A 21,758-nucleotide genomic window follows, 5' to 3' on the forward strand; every position below is an offset into this window, starting at 1 on the left:
GTCCACCTACGGGTTTGGCCATGATGTGGGACATGACAGGCGTACCGAAGCAAGAAGAGTGACGGTGTCGATCAGATCACATGGAACCGGGCTCCGTCGCTAATGAAGATTTGAAGCTTTGTTGCGGTTACCGATTATGCTGGCAACTCCATCGCCATCAACTCCTATGATGAATACGGCATTCCGGACACAGCGTCAGGGGATGACATCGCCACCAAGGGGCGGTTTCGGTATACGGGGCAGGCGTGGATCCCAGAGCTGGGCATGTACTACTACAAAGCCCGCATTTACTCACCAACGCTCGGAAGGTTCCTCCAGACCGATCCGATTGGGTATGAGGACCAGTATAATCTCTACGCCTATGTTGGGAATGATCCGATTAATCTGACAGACTTTTCCGGACTATGCCCGGATTGCAAAGCTGAAATGCTACAGGAAGCAGAGCGGCAGCAGGCTCAAACGCCGGAACAACTTGCTGCTGAGATTGAAGCAGTACGCAACAATCCTGAATCAAATGCGAAGGGAGCTATAGCTGGATTTGTAGTTCCGTTCGCTGGCGTAATGTCAGCTTTGCTACCTGGACCAGAGGATCTCGCTCTTTCCGGGGCGGTTGCCACCAAATTGGGCCAAAAACTAAAGGGGCTCTTCAGTTCAAGCAAAGGGGCGTCAAAAACATCCACCCTTTCACCAGGACCCAATGCTGGAGAGTCAATCCCGGCTTCGAGCACCGGTAGAGCTACAGCGTCCGAACAGAGGGAATTGAACCGAATAATGGGTGAGTCAGGTTGTCACAGCTGCGGTACTAACAATCCGGGAACCAAGAGCGGCAATGCAATCGGAGACCACCAGCCGGCGACTGCTTTAAATACTGACGGCGCACCTCAACGCTTGTACCCGCATTGCGATAGCTGTAGCCGTCGCCAAGCTGGTGAAGTGACAGCCGAAGCCCGGCGTCGAAGAGCAGAGCGCAATAGAAATAAGTACGGATAGCTATCAAATGGAAATGATAATCCCCCGCGGGATGCTTTACTTATATGATTGGGAGAATGACCAGGTCGAAATACCGGAGTACCGCGAAGATCAGACCGTTAGTGCCACGTCGACAGCTTTATCAATTGCTCTAATCAGCGATGAAGATGGTAATCCGACCGTCAAGCTAGGGCGCTTCGCAAATCAGGCGCGCTTCTCGTCAAGCTTTGGGACCTTTACGCTGAAATGCCCAAACAAGCTTTTGTCGTTGTGCACTATGGGTGACAACGAGGTTCAGCGGCTCCTACTAAGCCAAGACGCAATCGAAGTGAATATATCTGGAAATTCTAGAAAGTTCCCGTCTGAAATATTCATCTCAAGCTCATTTTTTGTCAGTGTTGAATAGGTTTACTTGATTGAAGTGCTGACCAGCAAGGGTTTTAACCTCCAAATGAGTGTTGGTTTCGAATGGTTCTTGAAGCCTATGGTGGAGCAACCAATTGGGTCGCTTTTTGCCCGATTTTCCTACATTTTAGAATCCTGTTACGCCTCGGCTTATGTTCAAAACTGGAAATCCCCGTATTCTCGTCCAATTTCAATCACTTCTCCCGCTCTAAGAGGCACTGATTGATGGAGTGGATTTTGTGCCTTGGACAGTGGCTCAAACGCCTACCACCGCGCTCCCTCTGCGGTCACTCCCGTCGCAAGGAGGCTCCAGAATAAGGGTCGTAGTCTGCAGACGGCAGTTCGGTTCTTGCGGGTTCGGCCACAGACGGCGGAGCTTGGTAAACCACTTGGCTCACGGGTTTCTCCCCTTGCCACATCAATGCCGAGGCTATTACCGGCGCGCCCAGCAGTACAAAGCATCCCAGCACCGCTCTTGCGCCCATCCGCACGGGCAAGCGCCCACCCAGCGCCGCAAACCCCACCAGAGCCACGGCTATCACACAAAGCGTCACCACCAGCGGCCCTTGCAACAGCTCGGTCATCCACCCCGCAGCGTTCTGCAAGGGCGAGCCACCGCTCGGCTCAAACAAGCTTGCCTGCACTGTCAAGAGCCCGATCATGCCGTCACCATCACTTGGGACACCCGCCGCTTGCCTGCTCTTCGCTCCAACTGGACGAACACATCAACGCTCTGGCGCACATAGTGCCGCACATCCTCGCGGCTGAGCTTGGAGCCTGCTTGCAACACCAGCAGAGCAAGCTGCTCAATGGCTCTGGCGGGCGTGTCTGCATGGATCGTGGTCATGGAGCCGGGATGCCCGGTGTTGACCGCGCGAAGGAAGGTGAAGGCCTCAACCCCGCGCAGCTCGCCCAGAATGATCCGGTCAGGCCGCATACGCAGCGCCGCGATCAACAAGTCTTCGGCTGTAATCTGCGCCTCGCTCAGCTCACCGCGTGCAGCGATCAAACCCACCGCGTTCTCATGCACGAGATGGAGTTCGGCAGTATCTTCGATCAGGACAAGTCGCTCCTCTCGCGGGATCTCAGCAAGCAGGGAGTTGAGGAAGGTGGTCTTGCCCGTTGAAGTTCCTCCAGAAACCAGAATATTGCGCCGGGAACGCACCGCTTCACGCAAAGCCGCTGCCGCTGCGACACCGCTAAGCGAGCGAAAGTCACGCTCCGTAGACAGCTCGCCCTTGTCTTTGACGGCTTCATCAAAAGCCCCGGCCTTCTCCCAATCGGCAAGCGCCAAATTGGCCGAGACATGTTTGCGGATAGCAAAGGAATACCCCTCGCGCGTGGCAGGAGGAGAGGCAATCTGCACCCGCGATCCGTCAGGCAAGGTTGCGGCAAGCAGAGGCTGCGTTCGGCTGATCCCTTGCGAGGAATGGGCGGCGATCTGTTTGGCAAGCCGTTCGAGCAGCTTGGGGTTAAGCGCATCGTTGGCGATACGTTCAATCCCGCCGCCAAGGCTCTCCACCCAAAGCTCCCCGGGACGATTGATCCAAATATCGGTCACGTCCTTGCGATCCAGAACGGTGGCGAGCGGCGCAAGGAAACTGTCGAGGTAGTAGCCTGCTTCGATGGTGCTCATCGATCAACACTCGAAAAGTCGAGGTCGCGGGCCACAAAGACCGATACGCTGGTGCCGTGGTTGACCTTTAAGGTGGGTTGGATGGCCTGAGGATCAGTGATCTGAACGTTCTGCGTGCTACCGGGGAGGGCCAATAGAACCCCGTTGCTGGCTTCGTTTACCGCCAGTCCAACGCCAATGTCGAGCACGGATTGCAAGATCGCCCCGCCAAACCTCTGCAAGAACTTGCTATCAACCTTGCCGCGAATACCCGCCCGACCAAGAGGGTCTGAGGAAGGCGAGTCCAAGGCAATCGTCACCCCATCGGGCCGGATCAGCCGTGTCCATTGGACCAGCGCTCTATTTTGCCCCCGCTGAAGATTGGCTTCGTATTCGCCATAAAGGCGGCTGCCCCTGGGGACGAGTACACGTGTGCCGTCAAAGCTCAGGACATTGCGCTGTACGAGCGCGCGCACGCCGCCAGCGCGGGTGGAATCCAAAGCTGTTTCAAGCACCGCTGGGATCACTGTGCCTTGCGGAATGGTGAAGGATGGATTGCGCAGGCGCTCAGCTTGGATACGTCCACCCTGCTCCTCTTCCTCGGCAAGGGAAGTCCTTGCCGTTCCCCGGGGGGCATCCGATGCCCTGAATACCACTTCGGGAATATCATTGTCTGGCGCTGCTGCCTGTGCGGGCTGAACGTCCGGCAGCAACGGCGAGGAAACTGACGGCAACGATATAGGCGGAGAAATCTGAGGGAAGAATACAGGTTGGCTCTGGACCGTGAGAGCAGGGGCGGGATTTGTTGGCCTTGCCTCAATCTGTGATCGCTCGCCAAACCTATCAGGCACCCGAAGCGGCGGCGGCGAGGCAATCCGTGTGCGAGGTGCTTCACTGGGTGCAAAGACGCTTGGTGCCTCTGCCGTTTCTTCTGATGCACTCAGAGCATTGTAGAGCATCCCTCCGCCAAGCAACAGTACCGCGAAGAAAGCCCACATCCTCCAATTGCTTTGCGAACCTGTGGAGACGACGGGCCTGATGTCTTGTGGCTCAGGGTCACTTGTTTCTGCCGAAGTCATTGCTCAGTGTCCTCGCGCGTGTTGCGCCTAGCCGTCGCTTTATCTTTGTTGATCCGGAAGATTAGCTCGCGGTGGACACGGTCGATCACAAACTCATCACCGCGCATATAGCCATCGACCACTTCCTCATCCCCTGTCGGTCCCTTGGCAAAGACAGCGGGGAGTGCTTGGTCAGGCGCGTAGGTAATGACGGTCTTTTCGCCATTGTCGCGAATAGACTGAGGACGCACTTCCCTGTCACCGCGAAGGCGGTAACCCCAAGTGAGGTTTCCGATGGGCACGGCCGTGTTCGTGCCGCTGTTTACTGCTGATGGACCGTATTCAAGCTCAACCACGAAAGCGGCCATCAGTCCTTCACTGACTTCTAACTCGAGTTGATAGAGCCTTTTGTCGGTCTGTACAGACAACCGTGCTGGCAAAGCTCCGGCTTTGGGAGTTATCTGAAGGCTGCCGCGTTCAGGAGGAACAGAAATGTCCCAAGCGCGGTTTCCGCTTAAGGTCGCGCGGCCAATTCTCTCGCCGGGATCTAAGATCACTGTGAGAGTGCTCTCAGGCAAAGCGGTGAGAATAACGGGTTGGCCTTCAATCCACTTCACGCTTTGAAGACGAGGATTGTTTGGATCAGGCGTTGGCAAAACTTGGGCAAAAGCAGTGTTAGCCGCCAACATCGATATTAAAAGCGCGCAGAGTGTTTTCATTGAGTCTGCCCTCCTGATTGTGACGGCAGCTCTACCCCGTTGACGATATTCTCCTCGGCAAGCGTTTCTGCATCGCGGCGATAGCCAGTCACTCGGAACCCAAGCGGATTCACATAGCGATCTGCCTCGCTCATTTCGGCGGCAACAAAATTGTAGTCGATAATGGCGACCCAATATTGCGGAGCTTGAGGTCTGCCACCTAAATCTGTTTGGCTTGTAGTGAAGCGGATCATCGCTCTGTTCTCGGCAAGGTTCGACACACTTCTGACCTCTGTGCGAAGGACTGCTCCTCGCGGGAGATACGCTAGTGGTGATGCCGGGTTCCCTGCATCCATGTCTCTTTGGTAGCCTTCGGCAACATTTCGGTCTGACCAAAGCGACACTTTGCGATAGTCGTCTTGGAGATTGCTCTGTGTAAAGCTCTCTCGAGCGATCACATATTGGACGAGAAACGACCGTGTAAGGGCAGTGTCGGGTGCGACAACCTGAGCGTTAAGAGGCGCAAGAGTTTCAACATTACCAGTCTGCCGATCAACAAGCAGCGTGTAGGGTTCAACTGTCTTCAGCGGAATTAGAAACACTAGGGCCAGCGCTTCAATAAACGCGATGAGAGCGGCAATGATAGCGACGATCCATGCGCGCCGGTTGGAGCGTTCGAGGCCATCGGTGACGCTGGTTGCCCAGCTGTCCGCAACTGGCAATTCAGAGATGTCGAGCTCGGGTTTTGCGTTCATGATTGTTGATCCCTAAGCAGCGAAGCCCTCGACGACCTTAGGCCGCGCCGGCGATAAGAGCTCCCTAGACGCGGCGCGTTTGCATGGGTGTGGTTCTGCGATTGCCCGCTTTGCACTCCCGCTTCGGTAGCGCGGCTATGGCTTTGGGCCGATATCAATCGCTCTCGCCTAACCGAGCTCTGGATTGAATTGCTTATGCGTTCAGCACGAAGGACAGGTCGTTCTAGCGATTGAGAGGGTAAATCGGCTGTTGCCCGTTGCCGCTCCCAAGGCCGCATCTGTTCTGGAAGATCTGGTAAGGTAACCCACCCACGGTAGAAAGTGACCTTCGCAAGCAGCCAGAGAATTGCCACTTGAACGATCACAAAAGCGAGCATGATCGCAAGAAGCTCCGTTGGAGCAGCCGGTGTTGCGTATCCAAGCCTTCTTACATTCAGAGCATCTGCCAACCACGGTTCGATAAGCGCAAGCTGAACGGACAAGACTATGCTCACGCCAATTGATCCGGCCACTGTGAATACCAATCCTTTCAGCCATCCTGCGAATATGCCGCGTGATTGCGCAAAGAAGTATAACCCCGCTGCAAGAGGCGCGAGCGCGAGAAGCAACCCGGCACCGATCCGCAAAAGTCCGAGAGTACCGATGACGCTTGCCAAATAGAGGACCCGTGCTCCCGCATAGCCGGTATCATCATCGACGGCGCTGCCTCGGAATGAGCTGTTTTGCCCCTCGCTCTCAACGATGGTGCCCGCATTTCGCCCTGCGCCAAGCGTTGTCAGCGCGACGATCGAATTGTCTGTGGCCTGCAACCGTTCAGAGAAGTCTCGAGAGCCACCATTACCGCTCGACGCCTGAATAACGCTCGCAATTTCGCCGGGGGCTTTGAGCGTCACATCATATACGACCGTCCTGAAGGCGGGCCAGGAAAAGGCGAGGGTGAGGACTAATCCGACCCTAATGACATCAAAGACAGCGTCACGCGCACCCGGCTGCGGACCGAACAAAAGCCTAATGCCAAAGAGCGCGATGAAAATGGTTAGGAGACTTGCCACCACCAGAGATACCGTGGAACCAGGCTGCCCCAAGGCCTGATATCCATAGCTGCCGATGAGCTGAGCTTGGCAGTCAATGTGTGTCAAAGTGCGTTCAAGAAACTCATCGCCAGTGATAATGGGAGGGCAAGTCATTAAGCTGCCTCCTCAATCAGGCGATGCAGCCAATTGGCAGGATCAGGACCGGTTTTCTTTACCAATTCGTCAAACAGTCGGACAGTGCTTTCCCTGCCTGAGAGTATCGTGAGAAGCTCACTCTCTCCGGATAGGTCGAGCCGAGCCACAACGCTTTCGCGGCCATGCTTGATCAGGAAACAATGTGAGGTGTCTGGAAGGGTGCGAACCAGATCGAACTCATGACGGCTCAGGCCAAAGCCGTTGATGTAATCTTCGGCTTTGGCCTTGGGGTTAATCATAAAGATCTGGGTTGCAGCCTGCTCGATTATTGCGCTTGCGATTTGGCTTTCGAGAGCATCGGATGCGCTTTGTGTTGCAAAGCCTACAATCCCGTTGCGTTTCCGGATCGTCTTTTCCCAATCCTTGATCCGGCGCACGAAGACCTCATCATCAAGCGCCTTCCAACCCTCATCAATCACAATGATCGTCGGGCTCCCATCAAGCCGTTCTTCGACCCGGTGGAAGAAATAGAACATAGCAGGCGTTCGGCACGCTGGGTCATCAAGGATCGCTGTCATGTCGAAGCCGACAGTTTCGGCATCTAGGTCGGTTAAGTCTCGCTCATTATCGAAGAGCCACGCCCGCTCTCCGTCGCCCCACCATGGACGCAGCCTCGAATAGAGATCGTCTGGCTCTGGCCGAGCATCGCCTCGAAAGAGCTCCACCAAGTGACGCAGTCTTCTGCGCTCGATGGGCTGAGCAAAATTTGTGTCGAGGGCGTCTTTGATAGCATCGAGCTCGGTGGTGCTCGCACCCCCGGCAAGGACACCTATCCAATCCATCAAAAACTGCCGATTTGCAGGCGTGTTTTCGATTTGGAGTGGATTAAGACCTGAACGGATGCCGGGGCTGAGCCTGTCGTATTGACCACCAATCGCCCGGATAAAAAGCTCTGCGCCTCGATCTTTGTCGAAGAAGATGGTCCGAGGTTGAAAGCGCCTCGCCTGAGCAAGCAGGAAGTTGAGCACCACGGTCTTACCGGAACCTGAGGGTCCGATAACCGTGAAGTTGCCAAGGTCTGCTTGATGGAAGTTGAAGAAGTACGGACCCGCAGCCGTCGTCTCAAACAGAGTGACAGCCTCGCCCCAATGATTGCCCCTTGCGCGCCCGACGGGAAAATTGTGCAGGCTGGCAAGCCCCGCAAAATTGGTCGTCGAAACTAATCCGCTCCGGCCAATATAGCGGAAGTTGCCGGGGAACTGCGCCCAGAACGTGGGCTCAAGCGCGATGTCCTCGCGAACAGCATTGATGCCAAGGTCTGCTAGCAGAGCGATAACTTCCGCGACGTGGCTTTCAAGATCGCTTATTTGATCTGCATGGATTGCAATGGTGGTGTGGTGCTCACCAAACCCTGCGCGGCCAGCTGCTACCTCATCTTTTGCATCGGCCAATTCATCGCGAAGCGAGCGCGCCTCATCATCGACCGATTGCATCCGTCGAAGGGTCAAGTTCATTTTCCCAAGTGCCTGTCCCCGCTCAACCATGGCAAAACTCTGAGAGACGTTGAGCTCAAACGGTAGCCTGTAAAGCTCATCGAACATGCCAGGGAAGGTTGAGCTTGGGTAATCCTTGATGGAAACCAGCGCCACAAAACGGCGAGCGTTATGACCCGATGGAGCCAGCTCAACGCAGTCTTGACCAAAGCTTATCCGGCGCGATGGGATGAAGTGTCCTAGATCGCCGTGAGGCAAAGCGACTGGGCGCATGTCTGCGTTGAAAAGGTATGAGAGGAACTCGAGTGGCTCGGAGCGCTTGCCATCTGGAGTGTCGTAAATACTCAGCAACGAAGGATCATACGCGCCGAGCGATGCCACCACCGCTTCCCGTGCTCGGTCAAGTGCGTGTTTTTCAGCTGCGATCAATCCTGCATTGCGCATGGCTGTGTTTGCGAACCAATTGCGGACTTGATCGACAATACCGATCTTGCCTTGCAAGGGGCGACGAATAATCGTCACAAACAGGTCATTCACAAACAGCTGTTTGCCAGAAAGCTTGCCCTGCCACCGCTCGTCAAGCCGCGCAGAAAAGTCATCAGCGGTCACGGGCTCAAGCGCGGCCTGGGCCCTTCGCCTTACGACATGATGATAGACCGCAAATCTTGAGCTCCCAAGCGTCCGCAGCATCGCATCACGCAGGCCTGCCCTGTAATTGAGTTCATCGGTATCAGCGGTTTCAAACAGCAATCCACCAAGACGGATTGTCTGCATCAGCAGCCCGTCGCGGGTTTGGACCGTCACATCATCAATGTGCCGAGCGTAAGGAAGGTGAACGCCCGCAGGCGCCTCCTTTGAGATCGTTTTAGGGTCATTTGTCAGGGCCGGTAGGAATTGCATTTCCACAGGCCGTAATTTTTAACGCGAGGACAATTGCGCACGCGGGTCAACCAAAGATCAAAAATACGCGGCTCTTGCAGGCAGGCAATCATTCCAATGCCGTGAATACACAAAGCTGCAAGCAAAACCCACAGGGTTTCGAAAATGAGGAACAGTTCAACTGCAATAATCGCATTGATCACGAAAAATGTGTAGGTAACGCCTGCGAACATTTGAGGTCGAGTAAGACCCACAAACAGTGTGTCACGTTGTAGTTGCTCTTCCATTTTCGCCCCACAAACAATTCTGATTCGATTGAATCAAGTTGGCGAGACAATTCAGACAATATACCGGACTATTGCAATCATAGGATTGCCTAATCACCAGACATTTGCACAAGATAATAGTTTTTGGAGCAAGTTACAGAAGTGGTGACAGGCTTATGTCCGCTTTCACCCCCATTTGCGTTCATCCTGCTATCGTCGACGAATGTCCAAAAGCCGACATCTGAGTTTCTTGACGGCCAGACAAATGGGTTAGTCTGTAAACAGGCCAATCGCATCGGCTCTTTCCAACAGATCAAATCCTAAATGTGGGAAATAATGTGGGAAAGTGGAACTGTAGTTAGCAGTAGGTCATTGAAATATAGAGCATATTTTAAGGAAAATGGCTCCCCGAGTTGGATTCGAACCAACGACCAAGTGATTAACAGTCACCTACTCTACCGCTGAGCTATCGGGGAGCAGCTTCCCAAGCGGTATTAAGGGAAGCGAGAGCGCGCCTATATGGGGGCTTTGCGACCTTGGCAAGAGGGGGTTTCAGGTTTTTTGCGCTCTACCCCATAATCATGGCTGAATTCTCTAATCAAGCGCAGCAGCAGGTGCTTTATCTGGGTGCCTAATCCACCGCAAACTGCTCAGACACGATCCGTTCTGCTAACGATTGTCCAGGATCAAACATCAGTTCAAGCGCTGAGGAATGGTCGATCTCCACCCGAACCTCTGCAATGTCACGAAGTTCTTTTTGGTCTGCGACCGCAGCAATTGGGCGTTTTGCCGGCTCAAGTACGCGCAATGTGATGCTCATTTCGTCAGGCAGAATGGCTCCGCGCCAACGCCGGGGCCTAAATGGGCTGATCGGGGTAAGGGCAAGCATGCTGCTATCGAGCGGCAAGATCGGTCCATTTGCAGAAAGGTTATAGGCGGTGGACCCGGCCGGGGTGGATACAAGAATACCATCCCCCACCAATTCCTTGATCCTAACCCTGCTTCCCACGGTAACTTCGATTTTTGCCGTCTGGCGCGTCTCACGCAGTAAGGATAGTTCATTGATAGCGCACAATTTGTGCATCTCGCCATCTTGCGTGACAGCTGTAATCCGCAAAGGTGAAATCGTTTTGCAGCGCGCCTTTTCCAAACGCCGGGTTACATTTGCCCGGTTGTCATAGCGGTTCATCAAAAAACCAACTGTGCCGCGGTTCATCCCGTAGGCCGGCACGATACGCCGCATATCCAACATGTTGTGTAGAGTGTGCAGCATAAAACCGTCACCTCCCAGAACCACAACCGCATCTGCATCACTCAGGGGAACCCAATCGCGTTGCCCTGCTAAGTTGGCAAAAGCCTCCTGCGCGCGCGGGGTTTCCGAGGCGACCAATGCAACCTTTTCAAATTGTATTGTTACATCGTCCAGCGAACCGCTCTCAGCATCCATGCCTATTGCCGTATCCATATGCGTTCTCCGCAAGATTTTCCCTCGTTGCCTTGCTATCGCCTAATCTCCGTTAGAGAGAGTATCAATGCATCAGCAACACGCCCCCCACGTTCGGCGCTAGTGAATATCACTGATGTTCCAAAATCGGGCGGATTGCAATCAATGAGCGCATTTAGCGGGATGAAGGCTAAGGAAAGCGCAATGGGTACTGGAAAGACATCGAAACCCTCGCAGCTATCCGGCTCCTTGCGCGGGCCGGTAGGCGGCGAGTTTCCCGGCGTGAAGCCGGCCGCACTCGACGCCGATTTGTTGCGCGCGCTTGACCGGCGCGAGATCGAAGTCCTTTTCCAGCCGCAGTTTTCTTGCCGCACCGGTGCATTGGTCGGGGCAGAGGCACTGGCCCGTTGGCAGCACCCCTCTTTGGGAGAAATCGGCGCGCGCGATCTGTTCGCGGTGGCTGAACGCGCAGCTTTGGTTGCGCCTTTGTCGCGCCATGTGGTTGCAAGAGCTCTTGAGGATGCAGCTTCATGGCCAAAAGAGCTGTCTGTATCGCTCAACATTACACCTGAAGAGCTAGGCGACCCGCGTTTTGCGGCTGACTTTGCGCAGGTAATTGCGAAAAGCGATATTGAGCCTGAGCGGCTGATGCTTGAGATCACGGAGGACGTGCTCTTGCGTAATTTGGATCAGGCAGCATCGGCCTTGCGCGCTTTGCGAGGGCTTGGGTTTAAAACCGCTCTCGATGATTTTGGCGCTGGCTTCTGCAACTTCCGCTATCTGCGTGAGTTGCCACTCGATGCGATCAAGCTTGATAAGATCATGGTCGATGATGTGCCGGGCGATGCCAAGGCGCTCGCGGTGCTTCGGGCGATTATTCAGCTTAGTAAAGCGCTGGACCTGGCGATCTATGCAGAAGGTATCGAGGACGATGTCCAGCGAGCCGCGATCACGGCGGAAGGTTGCGATTATTGGCAAGGGTTCTTGCGTGCTCAGCCAATGAAGAGCGATGATGTGCTGGCGCTTGCGGCAACTGCGCGTGGACGAGGGCATGGGTAGGAAGAGCCGGCTAACGTAGAGCTCTTCTAAGCAGCGCATCAGAGCTTATCGCTTGTTCTGTTATTAAATCAATTTTGACCTTGGTGAGTGAGCGCTTTTGGGGTTGTTAGCGGGCATGGCCCGAGGGTTGTTGGGCAAAATTTGGGTCTTCTAAAGCCCCTCGAACAGTACGGCTCAAACTTGGGCTATTGGTTCACCTTCAACGCTTTCGTCACTGTTTTGCGAAGGCGATTGAGCGGTTTTCAACAACAGCGAGATCAAGCCGGCGACAAACACCAACGCAGCGCTCGCCCCAAACATCGCTTGATACCCTCCGATTTCCTCTAATGTTGGCAGGATGGCCGACGCAATCACGAAACCCATTGTTCCCAAAGATAACAGGACGGACAGCGACGTCGCCGCAGTTGCAGTCGGCGTGACGCGCATCGCCAACACCAGATTTGCAAGGTAAAAGAGGAAAAGCGGCACACCCTTCGCAAAGTACCAGACAATATACAGCTCGTCCGATTGCCACAGCGCCTGATCCAGCATGTACACTGCCATAATCGGCATCGCCGCCGCGCCTGACCAAAAAGCGATCGGACCCGGACCAAGGCGATCCACGAACCAGCCTCCCACAGTCAGGCAAAAGGCGCCCATCACGATGTTTGAAATCGCGAGCATCGAGCCATATTCCGCTTGAGACCAACCCATTTGCCGGATCATAAACAGGCTATCTGTCGTGTCGTTAAGGTTCTGATGAATGCCGTAGGTCAGCAGCAAAAGCCCAACCAAGAGCGCTTCACGCCGGAACAGGCTCTTCAGTGCGGCGACCAAAATGGATCGCCAATCTTCATGATAAACGGCCCGTTGCGTGACAGTGCCTTGCGTCCAAGGAAGTAATTTTTCGCCTTCGCGTTCTCGAATGAGCACCACCGAAAGCGCCGGCAGCGCGAAGAATGCGATCATGCCCAGCATCGCGATTGAAAAGCCGTAATGTTCCAACAAATAGCTGGTTATCGCGGTCCCTCCGGCAATGCCGATAACTTTGCCGCCGAACATAAAACCGTTCATCCGACCCATTTCCGCCTTTGGTGTAAGATCAACAACCAACGCGTCGAGGGCGACATCTTGCACAGCCGTCAGGATCGACAGTGCTAGGATCACGCCGATCACGATGGCCGTGTCGCTTGCCTCAGGAGAGATCAATGCGGCAATGATCAAAGTGATAACGATGGCCGTTTGAGAGCCGATCAGCCAAGGGCGCCGCCGCCCCATGGGACGCCAAGTGTAGCGATCAATAAATAAGCCAGCGAGGAATTTTACGCTCCATGGCAGTCCGGCGGCTGCGACTGCAGATGCGACGACCGCAGTCGACTGACCGTTCGCGACAAGCCATGTTGGAATGGCAGCGAAGAATATTCCTTGCGGGAACTCTTGCGCCAAATAGAGCAAAGTTCCGAGCAAAAGGCGCAGTTTTGTGTGATCGGCAAAGGCAGGCAGCTTACCGGTTTCGCGCCATTCGGCGACGAGGCTTGTCATCGGGATTACCCCTTTATCTCAAAGGAAATGCGCGCTTTGACTGTGTGCGGCAGTTGGCATTTGCCTGCGCGATCAATCGTCATGATTGGTGACCAGTTTTTCATCGCCAACACGGGCGAGTAGGCACAGCAGCAATCCGATCAAACTGGTCACGCTCATGAACAGATAGGTCGCAGAATAGCCGCCCATCTCAATCACGAAACCGGAATTTGCCGAGTAGATGGATTGAGCCAAATTTGCGCTCGCCATAAACAATGCGAACTGCGTTGCGGCCACCGCTGGGCTGCAAATGCGCATCGCCCAACTTATCAAAGTGATCATCCCGGAAAGCGATAGGGCGTAGATCGCACAATCATAGATCATAAACGCCGTGTCGCCCTGCCAATTGGGCAAAGTCAGGCCGGCGGCTGCGCATAGGATCGCCAGGCCAGCCAATTGCACAATCACTGCCCGGGACAGGCCGAGCCACAACACAAGTGGGGCTGGCAGGATCAAGGCCGTACCCGCGGCGACCAGAGTGGCCGCGGCAACAAAATTGGAATAGCCTTCACTGCTAAATCCCAGATGCTGCACCGCTAAGGTTGGGGAGACTGAGCCAGCGAAGGCGAAGGGCGCTTGGGCAAAGGCAAGGCCTGCAAGGAAAAGCAGGACATGACGATTGAACAACGAGCGGATCACGCCAGTGATGATTGGCCAGAACGCATCCTGCTGACGCTCCAAACATTCAGGTGATGCGGTCCCATTGGACCATGGCGTCAGCCGTTCGCCCGGCCGTTCGCGAAAAATGCCAACGAAAACGCTCGCCACTGCGACAAGGGCCGCCAAGACCAGCGCGGTGGTTGTGATATCGCCTGACATAAGCAGGCCGCCGGCGATTACGCTGGTTAATGCGATGCCTGCCGATTGACTGGCAAACATGACACTGTTGATGCCGGTGCGTTCACTGTTGGGGACAATGTCCACCGCCAGCCCATCGACCGCCACATCGTTGAAGGCGGCGCACAGGTTTAAGACAAAGCACAGGCCCGATAATAGCGCTATTTCATTAGCAGTCGGCGCAAGCGCAGCCATGACCAAAAGGGTTGCGATCATCAAACCCTGCGCAGCTAGGATCCAACTCCGCCTTCGCCCCATAGGCTTGAACGTGAAGCGATCCATCAGCAATCCGTTGAACAGCTTTGCCGACCAAGGCAGCAGTGCAAAGGCCACAAAGGCTCCAATTTCAACCGGCGTGGCCCCTTTCGCCGCGAGCCATGCGGTCAGGGCGACCGTCGTCAATCCAGCGGGCACTCCTTGCAGGAAATAGAGCACCATAATGGTTGCAAACCGGGCGACGCGGTTTTCAGATAGTGCCGGGAGCGCAAGCGCGCGCGAAGGCGCAGCGCCAGATGCCGATGTCTGGGTCACGGTTGATCTCACAATGTAGATTGAACTCCGGCGGATAATTAGGACTAGCCATTACCCGCCGGAGCCAAGGGACCGGCGCTATTTGCGCACGGTATACTCTTGAAGCAGCATTGAGCTGAGCACGGTGCGATATTCGGCGCGGTTTCCGCTTTCAGCAATTTGCTGCTGGACGTTTGTTTTGGAGAATTCTGTCCAAGCGGCGTTGCGGCGTTCTTGCTCGGCAGCATCAAGCAACCTTGGGAACGTCGTCATCAGATAGATGTTTGGTTCGCCTTCACGCGGATTGACGTTAACATAGATTTTGTAGTCGCTGACCCATCCATTCGATTTGGCAAATTCCAAATTGGCGACCCACTGATCGGCAAGATGCTGCGCATATTTGAATTCAGCGCCATCGTTGACGAAGATTCCCGAGACTTCGGAATATTCACCGGGTTCGAGCGGAAATTCTTGCGCAGCTGCTGGAGCTGCCATTGGCAAAGCCAGTGCCATCGCAGTGACGGCAATCATTGTTTTAAATGTCTTCATGATGTTTCCCCTTGATTGAGAGAGGCCTCTCGCCCCTCCAAATTGGGAACAGTCAAAGCGCTGCAATTGCCCAGAATCCATGCGTTGCCGCGCTGGACTTCAAAGGCTTGCAAAACTTAGATTTTGTGCTGTTCCGCTGACCAAGGACTTGCCTGCAGCTGACCCATTGGGTCAACGGGGTGAAGCGTCAATAAAGCGTTATTTCGTCTTACATTTAGATATTGCGCGGGTCAGTTGGCATCAAATCAGGCCATCCATGGCGGTTCCATGCTTCGACCATGCCAATCTTTTCTGCAAACGCCATAAAGTCAGGATGAAGCCGGATATTCCTGATGGGGTCGATATCGATCCAAAGGCTCATTAGGCCAAACATGTTGGCGGGGTGAATGCGTTCAGAATACAGTTTCATCGCCAACTCGTTATGCCCCATCCAGATTGCAGGCATCGAAATTGAAGAATCGTATGGGTCGGCCATTGTTACATGAAGGCCATCGAGCATTTGGCAGTACGCATTGCGGGTGTCCTGTTCGCCGCTGAAAAGTCCGCGTGCTGCAAATTTAAAATAGGCATCGCGCGCTGCATCATCCATTTCGGGCATACCCGGCGGTCGCATGAGCAAGCTTCCAAGGAAGAAGCGGTTATAATAATGGTTTTCAACCGCAGCTTCGTATTCGCCCAAAGCAAACTGCGCCAGCGCGAAATACATTCGAACACCGCCAAGTTCTGCCATTCGCTTACCCACTTGGCGCGCTTCATCAAAATTGCCACTGGCCAAGTGCGCCGAGACAAGCATCGCGAAATTTCGAATGAAAATTGGATCGCGTTCAACCGCGGCTTCGATATAGGGCAATGCTTCGCGCGCTTTGCCCAGATAGAGCAGGCACGCTCCGAGACGTGAGGCCACATCGGAACTGCCCGGATCCCGAGCATAGGCTTCAAGCGAATAGTCCAGCGCTTTCGACGGATTGAACGACGTCCATTCATGCACGCCCAAGACGGAATAGGCATGGCCTTGGTTCGGATCGAGATCAATCGCGCGCTGCGCGCATCGCGCCGCATCGGCAGAATTCTTGACCCGTTCGAGGCTGGGGGTGAATGCTGCGACATTGATGTGTGCATCGGCCAGCTCCATCCAGCATTCAGCAAAATCGGGATCGATTTCGAGCGCGCGTTCGAGCAGGTCTATCGATTTCACAATGGCGCCATCCACTCCTACCCGGTGCAGCATTTCGCGCCCTTGTAAGTAGAGCGTGTAGGCCTCGCGATTTGTCGTCATCCGGCGCGAAGGTGCGGGCGATTGCGAAATGCCCAGTGCATTGCAGATCGCCGCAATGACATTCTCGCCGATGATCTGGCGCCCTTCCAAAAAGCTCTCAATCGAACCGGTGATTATGTCTGACCACAATTCGGTCCCCGTAGTTCCTTCGATCAGGGCTATTCTAATGGTAATTTCTTCAGCGCGGCGGCGGATTTCTCCTTCGATCAAATGGCTTACACGAAGGTTTTCGGCCATCTCTGTCAGCGTTTCGCCTCGCGCGGTGATGGCCGCAACCGAAGTCCTTCCGGCGAGCGCGAATCCTCCAATCCGGCCTAGTCCTGCCGACAATTCATCAAGCACCGCATCGGCGAGATAAAATTCGCCGCCCACATCATCGAATTGCTCGAGGGGAAGCACCGCCATGGTGATACGTCCGGTGCTAGGCGCTGCGGTTTGGAAAGCTGGAAAACGCACTCGAGCAGCTTCGAGCAAGGCGTCTCCAGCGGATTTTTCCGTAGCCGCATGTCCGGCCGATATCGCCGCTTTCAGCCGTGCATCGATGTGGTCGCGGCGTAGGGTGAGCCAATTGTCGAAAGCCGAATTGAGCGTTACGCCTTGGAGCAAGGGTCTGTTGCCAATTGCCAGAATCTGAGCGGTGGCCTCATCAGAACGAGTTTCCAAAGCTGTTTCGAGCGTGCTTATGTCGCTAGAGATTGATTGCGGGTCGAGCGCAACCACCGCACGGCTAACGTTGAGGCCTGAGTAGCCCAACGCCTCAAGCGCCCTTCCTAGATCGTGCAAGCATTGGCGTAGGCTTGCTTTAGCTTGTGGTAAAAAACGGTGGGGCCAAAACAACTTGGCCAAAGCCTCGCGATCGATCGAATGGTCAGTTTGAAGGAACAGGATTGCAAGGATCAGCGCCGCGCGCCGGTTGCTGATCGCAACTGGCGCGCCAGTATTCGTTTCAATTCTCAATTCGCCAAATAGGCTTGCGACAAGCGTCGTCGTTAACGCAGTTGCAGTCGCCTCATTTGTCAAAGCAATCCCCCCAAGCCGATGACGTTACATCAGCCACCGTACTTTGCAACGATCTGACGAGCTTAGCCTAAGCGCTATCGCCAACCATGCTTTCTTTGGGAAGGCAGGGGCTGTGCAAACGCAGATTGGCGAGGTCTTTCGACAAGCGCGGCAAGAATGGGGCTGCGGACACCAAAGCGATATACGCAAAAGTGACCTCTTGCCGCTACTGCGATGCGTCTGGTTCAGGGCCGAAGGCAGAACGGCGCCTTTTGGTTGGTTTAGCTTGGGAAGCGCTGTCTAAGCCGTTTTCTTGCGCCTATGCTTTCGCACTATGCCTGAAAGCCCCTTGGTCAGTTGGAACAATCCATTGAGGCGGCTTTCGGGGCTGCTCCATGCGCGGTTGATGACGAGCTTCATATCGGGGCGCAGTTTGGCGGTTTCTTGGCCGTTTTGGTTCTTCGTTTGGTTCAACCGGTCAACATAGGCGATAAGGCCGGGGCCATCGGGGAAGTTGTCCTTGTGGAAAGTCACCAGCGTTCCGCGTGCACCCACGTCGATCTTGGCAATGTTGGCTTCGATCGCTTGGTGCTTGATCTCGATCAGTTTGACGAGGTTTTGCGTTGGCGCGGGGAGGTCGCCGAAGCGGTCGATCATTTCGGCTGCCATGGCCTCAATCTCAGCCTTGTCGTTTGCTTGGTTAAGGCGGCGGTAGAGCGCCATGCGCACCGCCAAGTCGGGCACGTAATCCTCGGGGATCATGATCGGCGCATCCACCGTGATCTGGGGTGAGAAGGCGTCTTGCGCTTTCTCCAGACCCATTTCGCCCGCCTTGGCCGCTAGAATCGCGTCTTCGAGCATGGATTGGTAGAGTTCAAAGCCAACCTCGCGGATGTGGCCGGATTGCTCGTCTCCAAGCAGATTGCCTGCGCCGCGAATGTCGAGGTCGTGGGAGGCTAGTTGGAAGCCAGCACCGAGCGAATCAAGGTCGCCTAGAACTTTGAGGCGTTTCTCTGCGATTTCAGAAAGCTGCACGTCTTTCTCATAGGAGAGATAGGCGTAAGCCCGCAGTTTGGAGCGGCCCACGCGGCCCCTTAGTTGGTAGAGCTGTGCGAGGCCAAAGCGGTCGGCGCGGTGGATGATGATGGTGTTGGCAGATGGCAGATCGAGGCCCGATTCCACGATGGTGGTGGAGAGGAGCACTTCGTATTTGCCCTCGTAAAAGGCGCTCATCCGCTCTTCGATTTCGCCTGCGCCCATTTGGCCATGGGCGGAGATGGGCTTTACCTCGGGCACGTTCTCGCGCAGCCATTCTTCGACATCGGCCATATCGGAAATGCGGGGCACGACGATAAAGCTCTGCCCGCCGCGGTGGTGTTCGCGCAGCAGTGCCTCGCGCATCACCATATCGTCCCACTCCATCACATAAGTGCGCACCGCCAAGCGGTCGACCGGAGGGGTCTGTATGGTAGAAAGCTCGCGCAGGCCCGTCATCGCCATTTGCAGCGTGCGCGGGATGGGCGTTGCAGTCAGGGTCAGCATGTGGACGTCAGAGCGCAGCTGTTTGAGTTTCTCCTTATGCGTCACGCCAAAGCGCTGTTCTTCATCGACAATCACGAGGCCAAGGTTCTTAAACTCGGTCGATTTGGAAAGGATTGCGTGGGTGCCAACGATGATGTCCACCTGACCGCTTGAAAGGCCTTCGCGGGTTTCGGTCATCTCTTTGGAGGAGACGAGGCGTGAAAGGCGTCCGATGTTCAAGGGGAAGCCTGCAAAGCGTTCCTTGAAGTTGGTGTAATGCTGCCGCGCGAGCAGGGTGGTTGGGGCGACGATTGCGACTTGTTGGCCGTTCATGGCGGCAACGAAGGCTGCGCGAAGGGCGACTTCGGTTTTGCCAAAGCCAACGTCGCCGCACACCAAGCGGTCCATCGGCTTGCCGCTTTCAAGGTCGCGCAGGACATCAGCGATGGCGGCGTCCTGATCCTCGGTTTCTTCCCAAGGGAAGCGGTCGACGAATTGGTTGAAGCTGGCATCCTCGGCCTGGAACACGGGCGCTTTTTTTAGCGCGCGTTCGGCGGCAACCTTCATCAATTCGCCAGCGATTGCAGTGATGCGTTCTTTGAGCTTCGCGCGGCGTTTTTGCCAAGCTTCGCCGCCAAGCCGGTCGAGCATGACGGCGTCCTCGGATGAGCCATAGCGCGAGAGCACCTCAAGGTTCTCGACCGGGATAAAGAGCTTGTCGCCGCCTTTGTATTCAAGCTGTACGCAGTCATGCTGGCTTTTGCCGACGGGCACGCCTTCGAGGCCCATATATTTGCCGATGCCGTGCTCGACATGGACGACAAGGTCGCCTTTGGTGAGCGCTTGAAGCTCGGCAAGGAAGGCGTCGGAATCCTTGCGCTTCTTCTTGCGGCGCACAAGCCGGTCGCCGAGCACGTCCTGCTCAGTCAGGATTTCGAGTTCATCGCTGGCAAAGCCTGTATCAAGCGGCAGGACCATTGCCGCGATAGTGCCTTTGGCCGCTAGCCCCTGCGCTTCTTGCCAGCTGTCAGCGATGACCGAGGCCGCGCCTGCTTCATCGAGGATGGAGGCAATGCGCGCGCGACTTCCGGTGGAATAGGCGGCGAAGAGCGCTTTTTTGCCGGACTTGGTGATTGCGCCAAAGTGTTTGGCCGCCGCCTCATAGATGTTGTCACCGCGCGCGCGTTCTGGCGCAAAATCGCGGGCCGCTTTGAAACCAAAGTCTAGTGTGGTGGTGCTTTCGGGTTCAGCGAAAACGCTGGTGCGGTGGGCGGTTGCATCTTTGAGAGCGGCTTTGAATTCATCTTGCCCAAGATACAGTGCGTCTTTGCCCAATGGGCGATAACTGCCCGATTTCTCGCTCGCGATGCGGGTCCGTTGTGTGTGGTAATCGGTGATGTCAGACAATCGCTCTTCCGCAGCGCTTACGGCGCCTGCGTCAATCACGACCATGTCATCGGCGCTCAAATGGTCGAACAGTGTGGCGAGCTTGTCTTCAAACAGCGGGAGCCAATGCTCCATCCCGGCGAGGCGGCGCCCGTCGCTCACCGCTTCGTATAGCGGGTCTTGCGTCGCATTGGCCCCAAACAACTCGCGGTAGCGTGAGCGGAAACGCTTGATACTCTCATCGTCGATCAAAGCTTCGGATGCGGGGAGAAGTAGGTGGTCCTGCAAACGTCCGGTCGAACGCTGCGTGCTGGGATCGAACAGGCGCAAACTCTCAAGCTCATCGCCAAAGAAATCGAGCCGCAGACCTTCATCAAGGGACGAAGGGAAGATGTCGACAATCGAACCGCGCACCGCAAATTCGCCGTGGTCGATCACCGTGTCGGTGCGAGAATAGCCTTGGCGGGTGAGCAGGGCAGCGAGGCTGTCATGGCCGATGGTGGTGCCGACTTTAAATTCGCGCACGCTTTCGCGGATACGGAACGGGGTGAGCACGCGTTGCAGCACGGCATTGGCTGTGGTGACAATCAATTGCGAGGAACTCGACGGGCGCTGCATTCGGAACAGAGCCGACAAACGCGCAGCGCTGACCGACAAGGCAGGCGAGGCGCGGTCATAGGGGAGGCAATCCCATGCGGGGAACTCCAGAACCTCAACCTCTGGCGCAAAAAAGCGCGCGGCCTCTGCCACTGAACGCATCGCTGCATCATCGGGCGCGATAAAGACCGCGCGTTGTTTGGCGGCTCTCGCAAGGTCGGCCAGCACCAAGGGCTGCGCACCTCGGGGAAGTGAGGACAGCGTCAGCGGCGCGTTTGCGGAAAGGATGCGGGAGAGGTCTGGCATATCGGATCAGCTCAATAGCAATTGGGCCCCGCGAAGTTTTCGAGGGGCCTTTCGGTGTTTCAAGTTTGCAAACCGCTTAGCTTGGAATGTCGACGTAGTCGAGACGCTGCATCTTCTCGATCATTTCGCCTTGGAACCGCTCTGGCACGGCCTGCGTTTGAAGACCCCATGCCATGACATCGACATCGTCTTCGGCGAGCAAGTCTTCGAACCAGTCCATTTCGGTTTCGCCCCATGTCGCATGGTAGCGATCGAAATATCCACCGATCATATAGTCGGCTTCGCGCGTGCCTCTGTGCCAGGCGCGGAATTTGGCTCGGGCCAAACGGGTCTCTAATGTGGGCATATCAGGCATGTTCGTGCAGGTAAGGTACTCGCCACCGCCATGCAACCGGGTATAAGCAAGG

General features: G+C 55.5%; 18 protein-coding genes and 1 tRNA gene. 3 read left to right on the plus strand and 16 right to left on the minus strand.

Annotated features, from left to right (window positions below):
- The first annotated feature begins 156 nt into the window (after nt 1-156).
- Both ABJ205_RS06755 and ABJ205_RS06760 read left to right on the plus strand, forming a co-directional pair.
- Nucleotides 157-990, plus strand: coding sequence for an RHS repeat-associated core domain-containing protein (locus tag ABJ205_RS06755; RefSeq protein ID WP_348510039.1), 834 nt, complete (start codon nt 157-159; stop codon nt 988-990).
- 7 nt (nt 991-997) lie between these two features.
- A complete protein-coding gene (locus tag ABJ205_RS06760) occupies nt 998-1,375 on the plus strand; it encodes a hypothetical protein (RefSeq protein ID WP_348510026.1) in 378 nt (125 codons plus the stop codon).
- Nucleotides 1,376-1,661: 286 nt separating this feature from the next.
- Here ABJ205_RS06760 and ABJ205_RS06765 read toward each other — a convergent pair whose 3' ends face one another.
- From ABJ205_RS06765 to ABJ205_RS06810, 10 genes are all read right to left on the minus strand, one after another.
- A complete protein-coding gene (locus ABJ205_RS06765) occupies nt 1,662-2,036 on the minus strand; it encodes a TrbC/VirB2 family protein (RefSeq protein WP_348155369.1) in 375 nt (124 codons plus the stop codon).
- Nucleotides 2,033-3,010 (minus strand): P-type DNA transfer ATPase VirB11, encoded by a 978-nt coding sequence (gene virB11 / locus ABJ205_RS06770; protein WP_348155367.1) that lies wholly within the window; start codon nt 3,008-3,010, stop codon nt 2,033-2,035. Before virB11 ends, ABJ205_RS06765 begins: the two co-directional genes overlap by 4 nt.
- A complete protein-coding gene (locus ABJ205_RS06775; RefSeq protein WP_348510027.1) occupies nt 3,007-4,068 on the minus strand; it encodes a TrbI/VirB10 family protein in 1,062 nt (353 codons plus the stop codon). Before ABJ205_RS06775 ends, virB11 begins: the two co-directional genes overlap by 4 nt.
- Entirely contained in the window at nt 4,065-4,766 is a 702-nt protein-coding gene (locus tag ABJ205_RS06780; RefSeq protein ID WP_348155363.1) for a TrbG/VirB9 family P-type conjugative transfer protein, read from the minus strand. Before ABJ205_RS06780 ends, ABJ205_RS06775 begins: the two co-directional genes overlap by 4 nt.
- Complete coding sequence (locus tag ABJ205_RS06785) at nt 4,763-5,500, minus strand: type IV secretion system protein (protein WP_348155360.1); 738 nt, start codon at nt 5,498-5,500, stop codon at nt 4,763-4,765. The genes ABJ205_RS06780 and ABJ205_RS06785 overlap by 4 nt, the downstream gene beginning before the upstream one ends.
- A complete protein-coding gene (locus ABJ205_RS06790) occupies nt 5,497-6,687 on the minus strand; it encodes a type IV secretion system protein (protein ID WP_348155358.1) in 1,191 nt (396 codons plus the stop codon). The genes ABJ205_RS06785 and ABJ205_RS06790 overlap by 4 nt, the downstream gene beginning before the upstream one ends.
- On the minus strand, nt 6,687-9,062 hold the full coding sequence (locus ABJ205_RS06795) for a VirB4 family type IV secretion system protein (protein WP_348155356.1): 2,376 nt from the start codon (nt 9,060-9,062) through the stop codon (nt 6,687-6,689). The genes ABJ205_RS06790 and ABJ205_RS06795 overlap by 1 nt, the downstream gene beginning before the upstream one ends.
- Nucleotides 9,041-9,328 (minus strand): type IV secretion system protein VirB3, encoded by a 288-nt coding sequence (locus ABJ205_RS06800; protein WP_348155354.1) that lies wholly within the window; start codon nt 9,326-9,328, stop codon nt 9,041-9,043. The genes ABJ205_RS06795 and ABJ205_RS06800 overlap by 22 nt, the downstream gene beginning before the upstream one ends.
- A 380-nt stretch (nt 9,329-9,708) precedes the next feature.
- Nucleotides 9,709-9,783, minus strand: a tRNA-Asn gene (locus ABJ205_RS06805).
- A gap of 155 nt (nt 9,784-9,938) precedes the next feature.
- Nucleotides 9,939-10,772: an NAD kinase gene (locus ABJ205_RS06810; RefSeq protein WP_348155352.1), complete on the minus strand. Its 834-nt coding sequence runs from the start codon at nt 10,770-10,772 to the stop codon at nt 9,939-9,941.
- A gap of 144 nt (nt 10,773-10,916) precedes the next feature.
- Here ABJ205_RS06810 and ABJ205_RS06815 point away from each other — a divergent pair, with 144 nt between their 5' ends.
- Nucleotides 10,917-11,810 carry an EAL domain-containing protein gene (locus ABJ205_RS06815; RefSeq protein ID WP_348155350.1) on the plus strand — a complete coding sequence of 298 codons (894 nt, stop codon included), beginning with the start codon at nt 10,917-10,919 and terminating at the stop codon, nt 11,808-11,810.
- Between the two features lie 174 nt (nt 11,811-11,984).
- Here ABJ205_RS06815 and ABJ205_RS06820 read toward each other — a convergent pair whose 3' ends face one another.
- From ABJ205_RS06820 to ABJ205_RS06845, 6 genes are all read right to left on the minus strand, one after another.
- Nucleotides 11,985-13,331 carry an MFS transporter gene (locus ABJ205_RS06820; protein WP_348155348.1) on the minus strand — a complete coding sequence of 449 codons (1,347 nt, stop codon included), beginning with the start codon at nt 13,329-13,331 and terminating at the stop codon, nt 11,985-11,987.
- A gap of 72 nt (nt 13,332-13,403) precedes the next feature.
- A complete protein-coding gene (locus ABJ205_RS06825) occupies nt 13,404-14,738 on the minus strand; it encodes an MFS transporter (protein WP_348155346.1) in 1,335 nt (444 codons plus the stop codon).
- A gap of 78 nt (nt 14,739-14,816) precedes the next feature.
- Nucleotides 14,817-15,266 carry a hypothetical protein gene (locus tag ABJ205_RS06830; protein ID WP_348155344.1) on the minus strand — a complete coding sequence of 150 codons (450 nt, stop codon included), beginning with the start codon at nt 15,264-15,266 and terminating at the stop codon, nt 14,817-14,819.
- 214 nt (nt 15,267-15,480) lie between these two features.
- A complete protein-coding gene (locus ABJ205_RS06835) occupies nt 15,481-17,562 on the minus strand; it encodes a hypothetical protein (RefSeq protein WP_348155342.1) in 2,082 nt (693 codons plus the stop codon).
- Between the two features lie 279 nt (nt 17,563-17,841).
- Complete coding sequence (mfd, locus tag ABJ205_RS06840) at nt 17,842-21,351, minus strand: transcription-repair coupling factor (protein WP_348155340.1); 3,510 nt, start codon at nt 21,349-21,351, stop codon at nt 17,842-17,844.
- A 76-nt stretch (nt 21,352-21,427) separates the two neighbouring features.
- A complete protein-coding gene (locus tag ABJ205_RS06845; RefSeq protein WP_348155457.1) occupies nt 21,428-21,706 on the minus strand; it encodes a succinate dehydrogenase assembly factor 2 in 279 nt (92 codons plus the stop codon).
- Nucleotides 21,707-21,758 lie beyond the last annotated feature (52 nt).

The organism is Erythrobacter sp., from assembly GCF_039988855.1.
In the GTDB taxonomy this organism is placed as follows: Bacteria; Pseudomonadota; Alphaproteobacteria; order Sphingomonadales; family Sphingomonadaceae; genus Erythrobacter.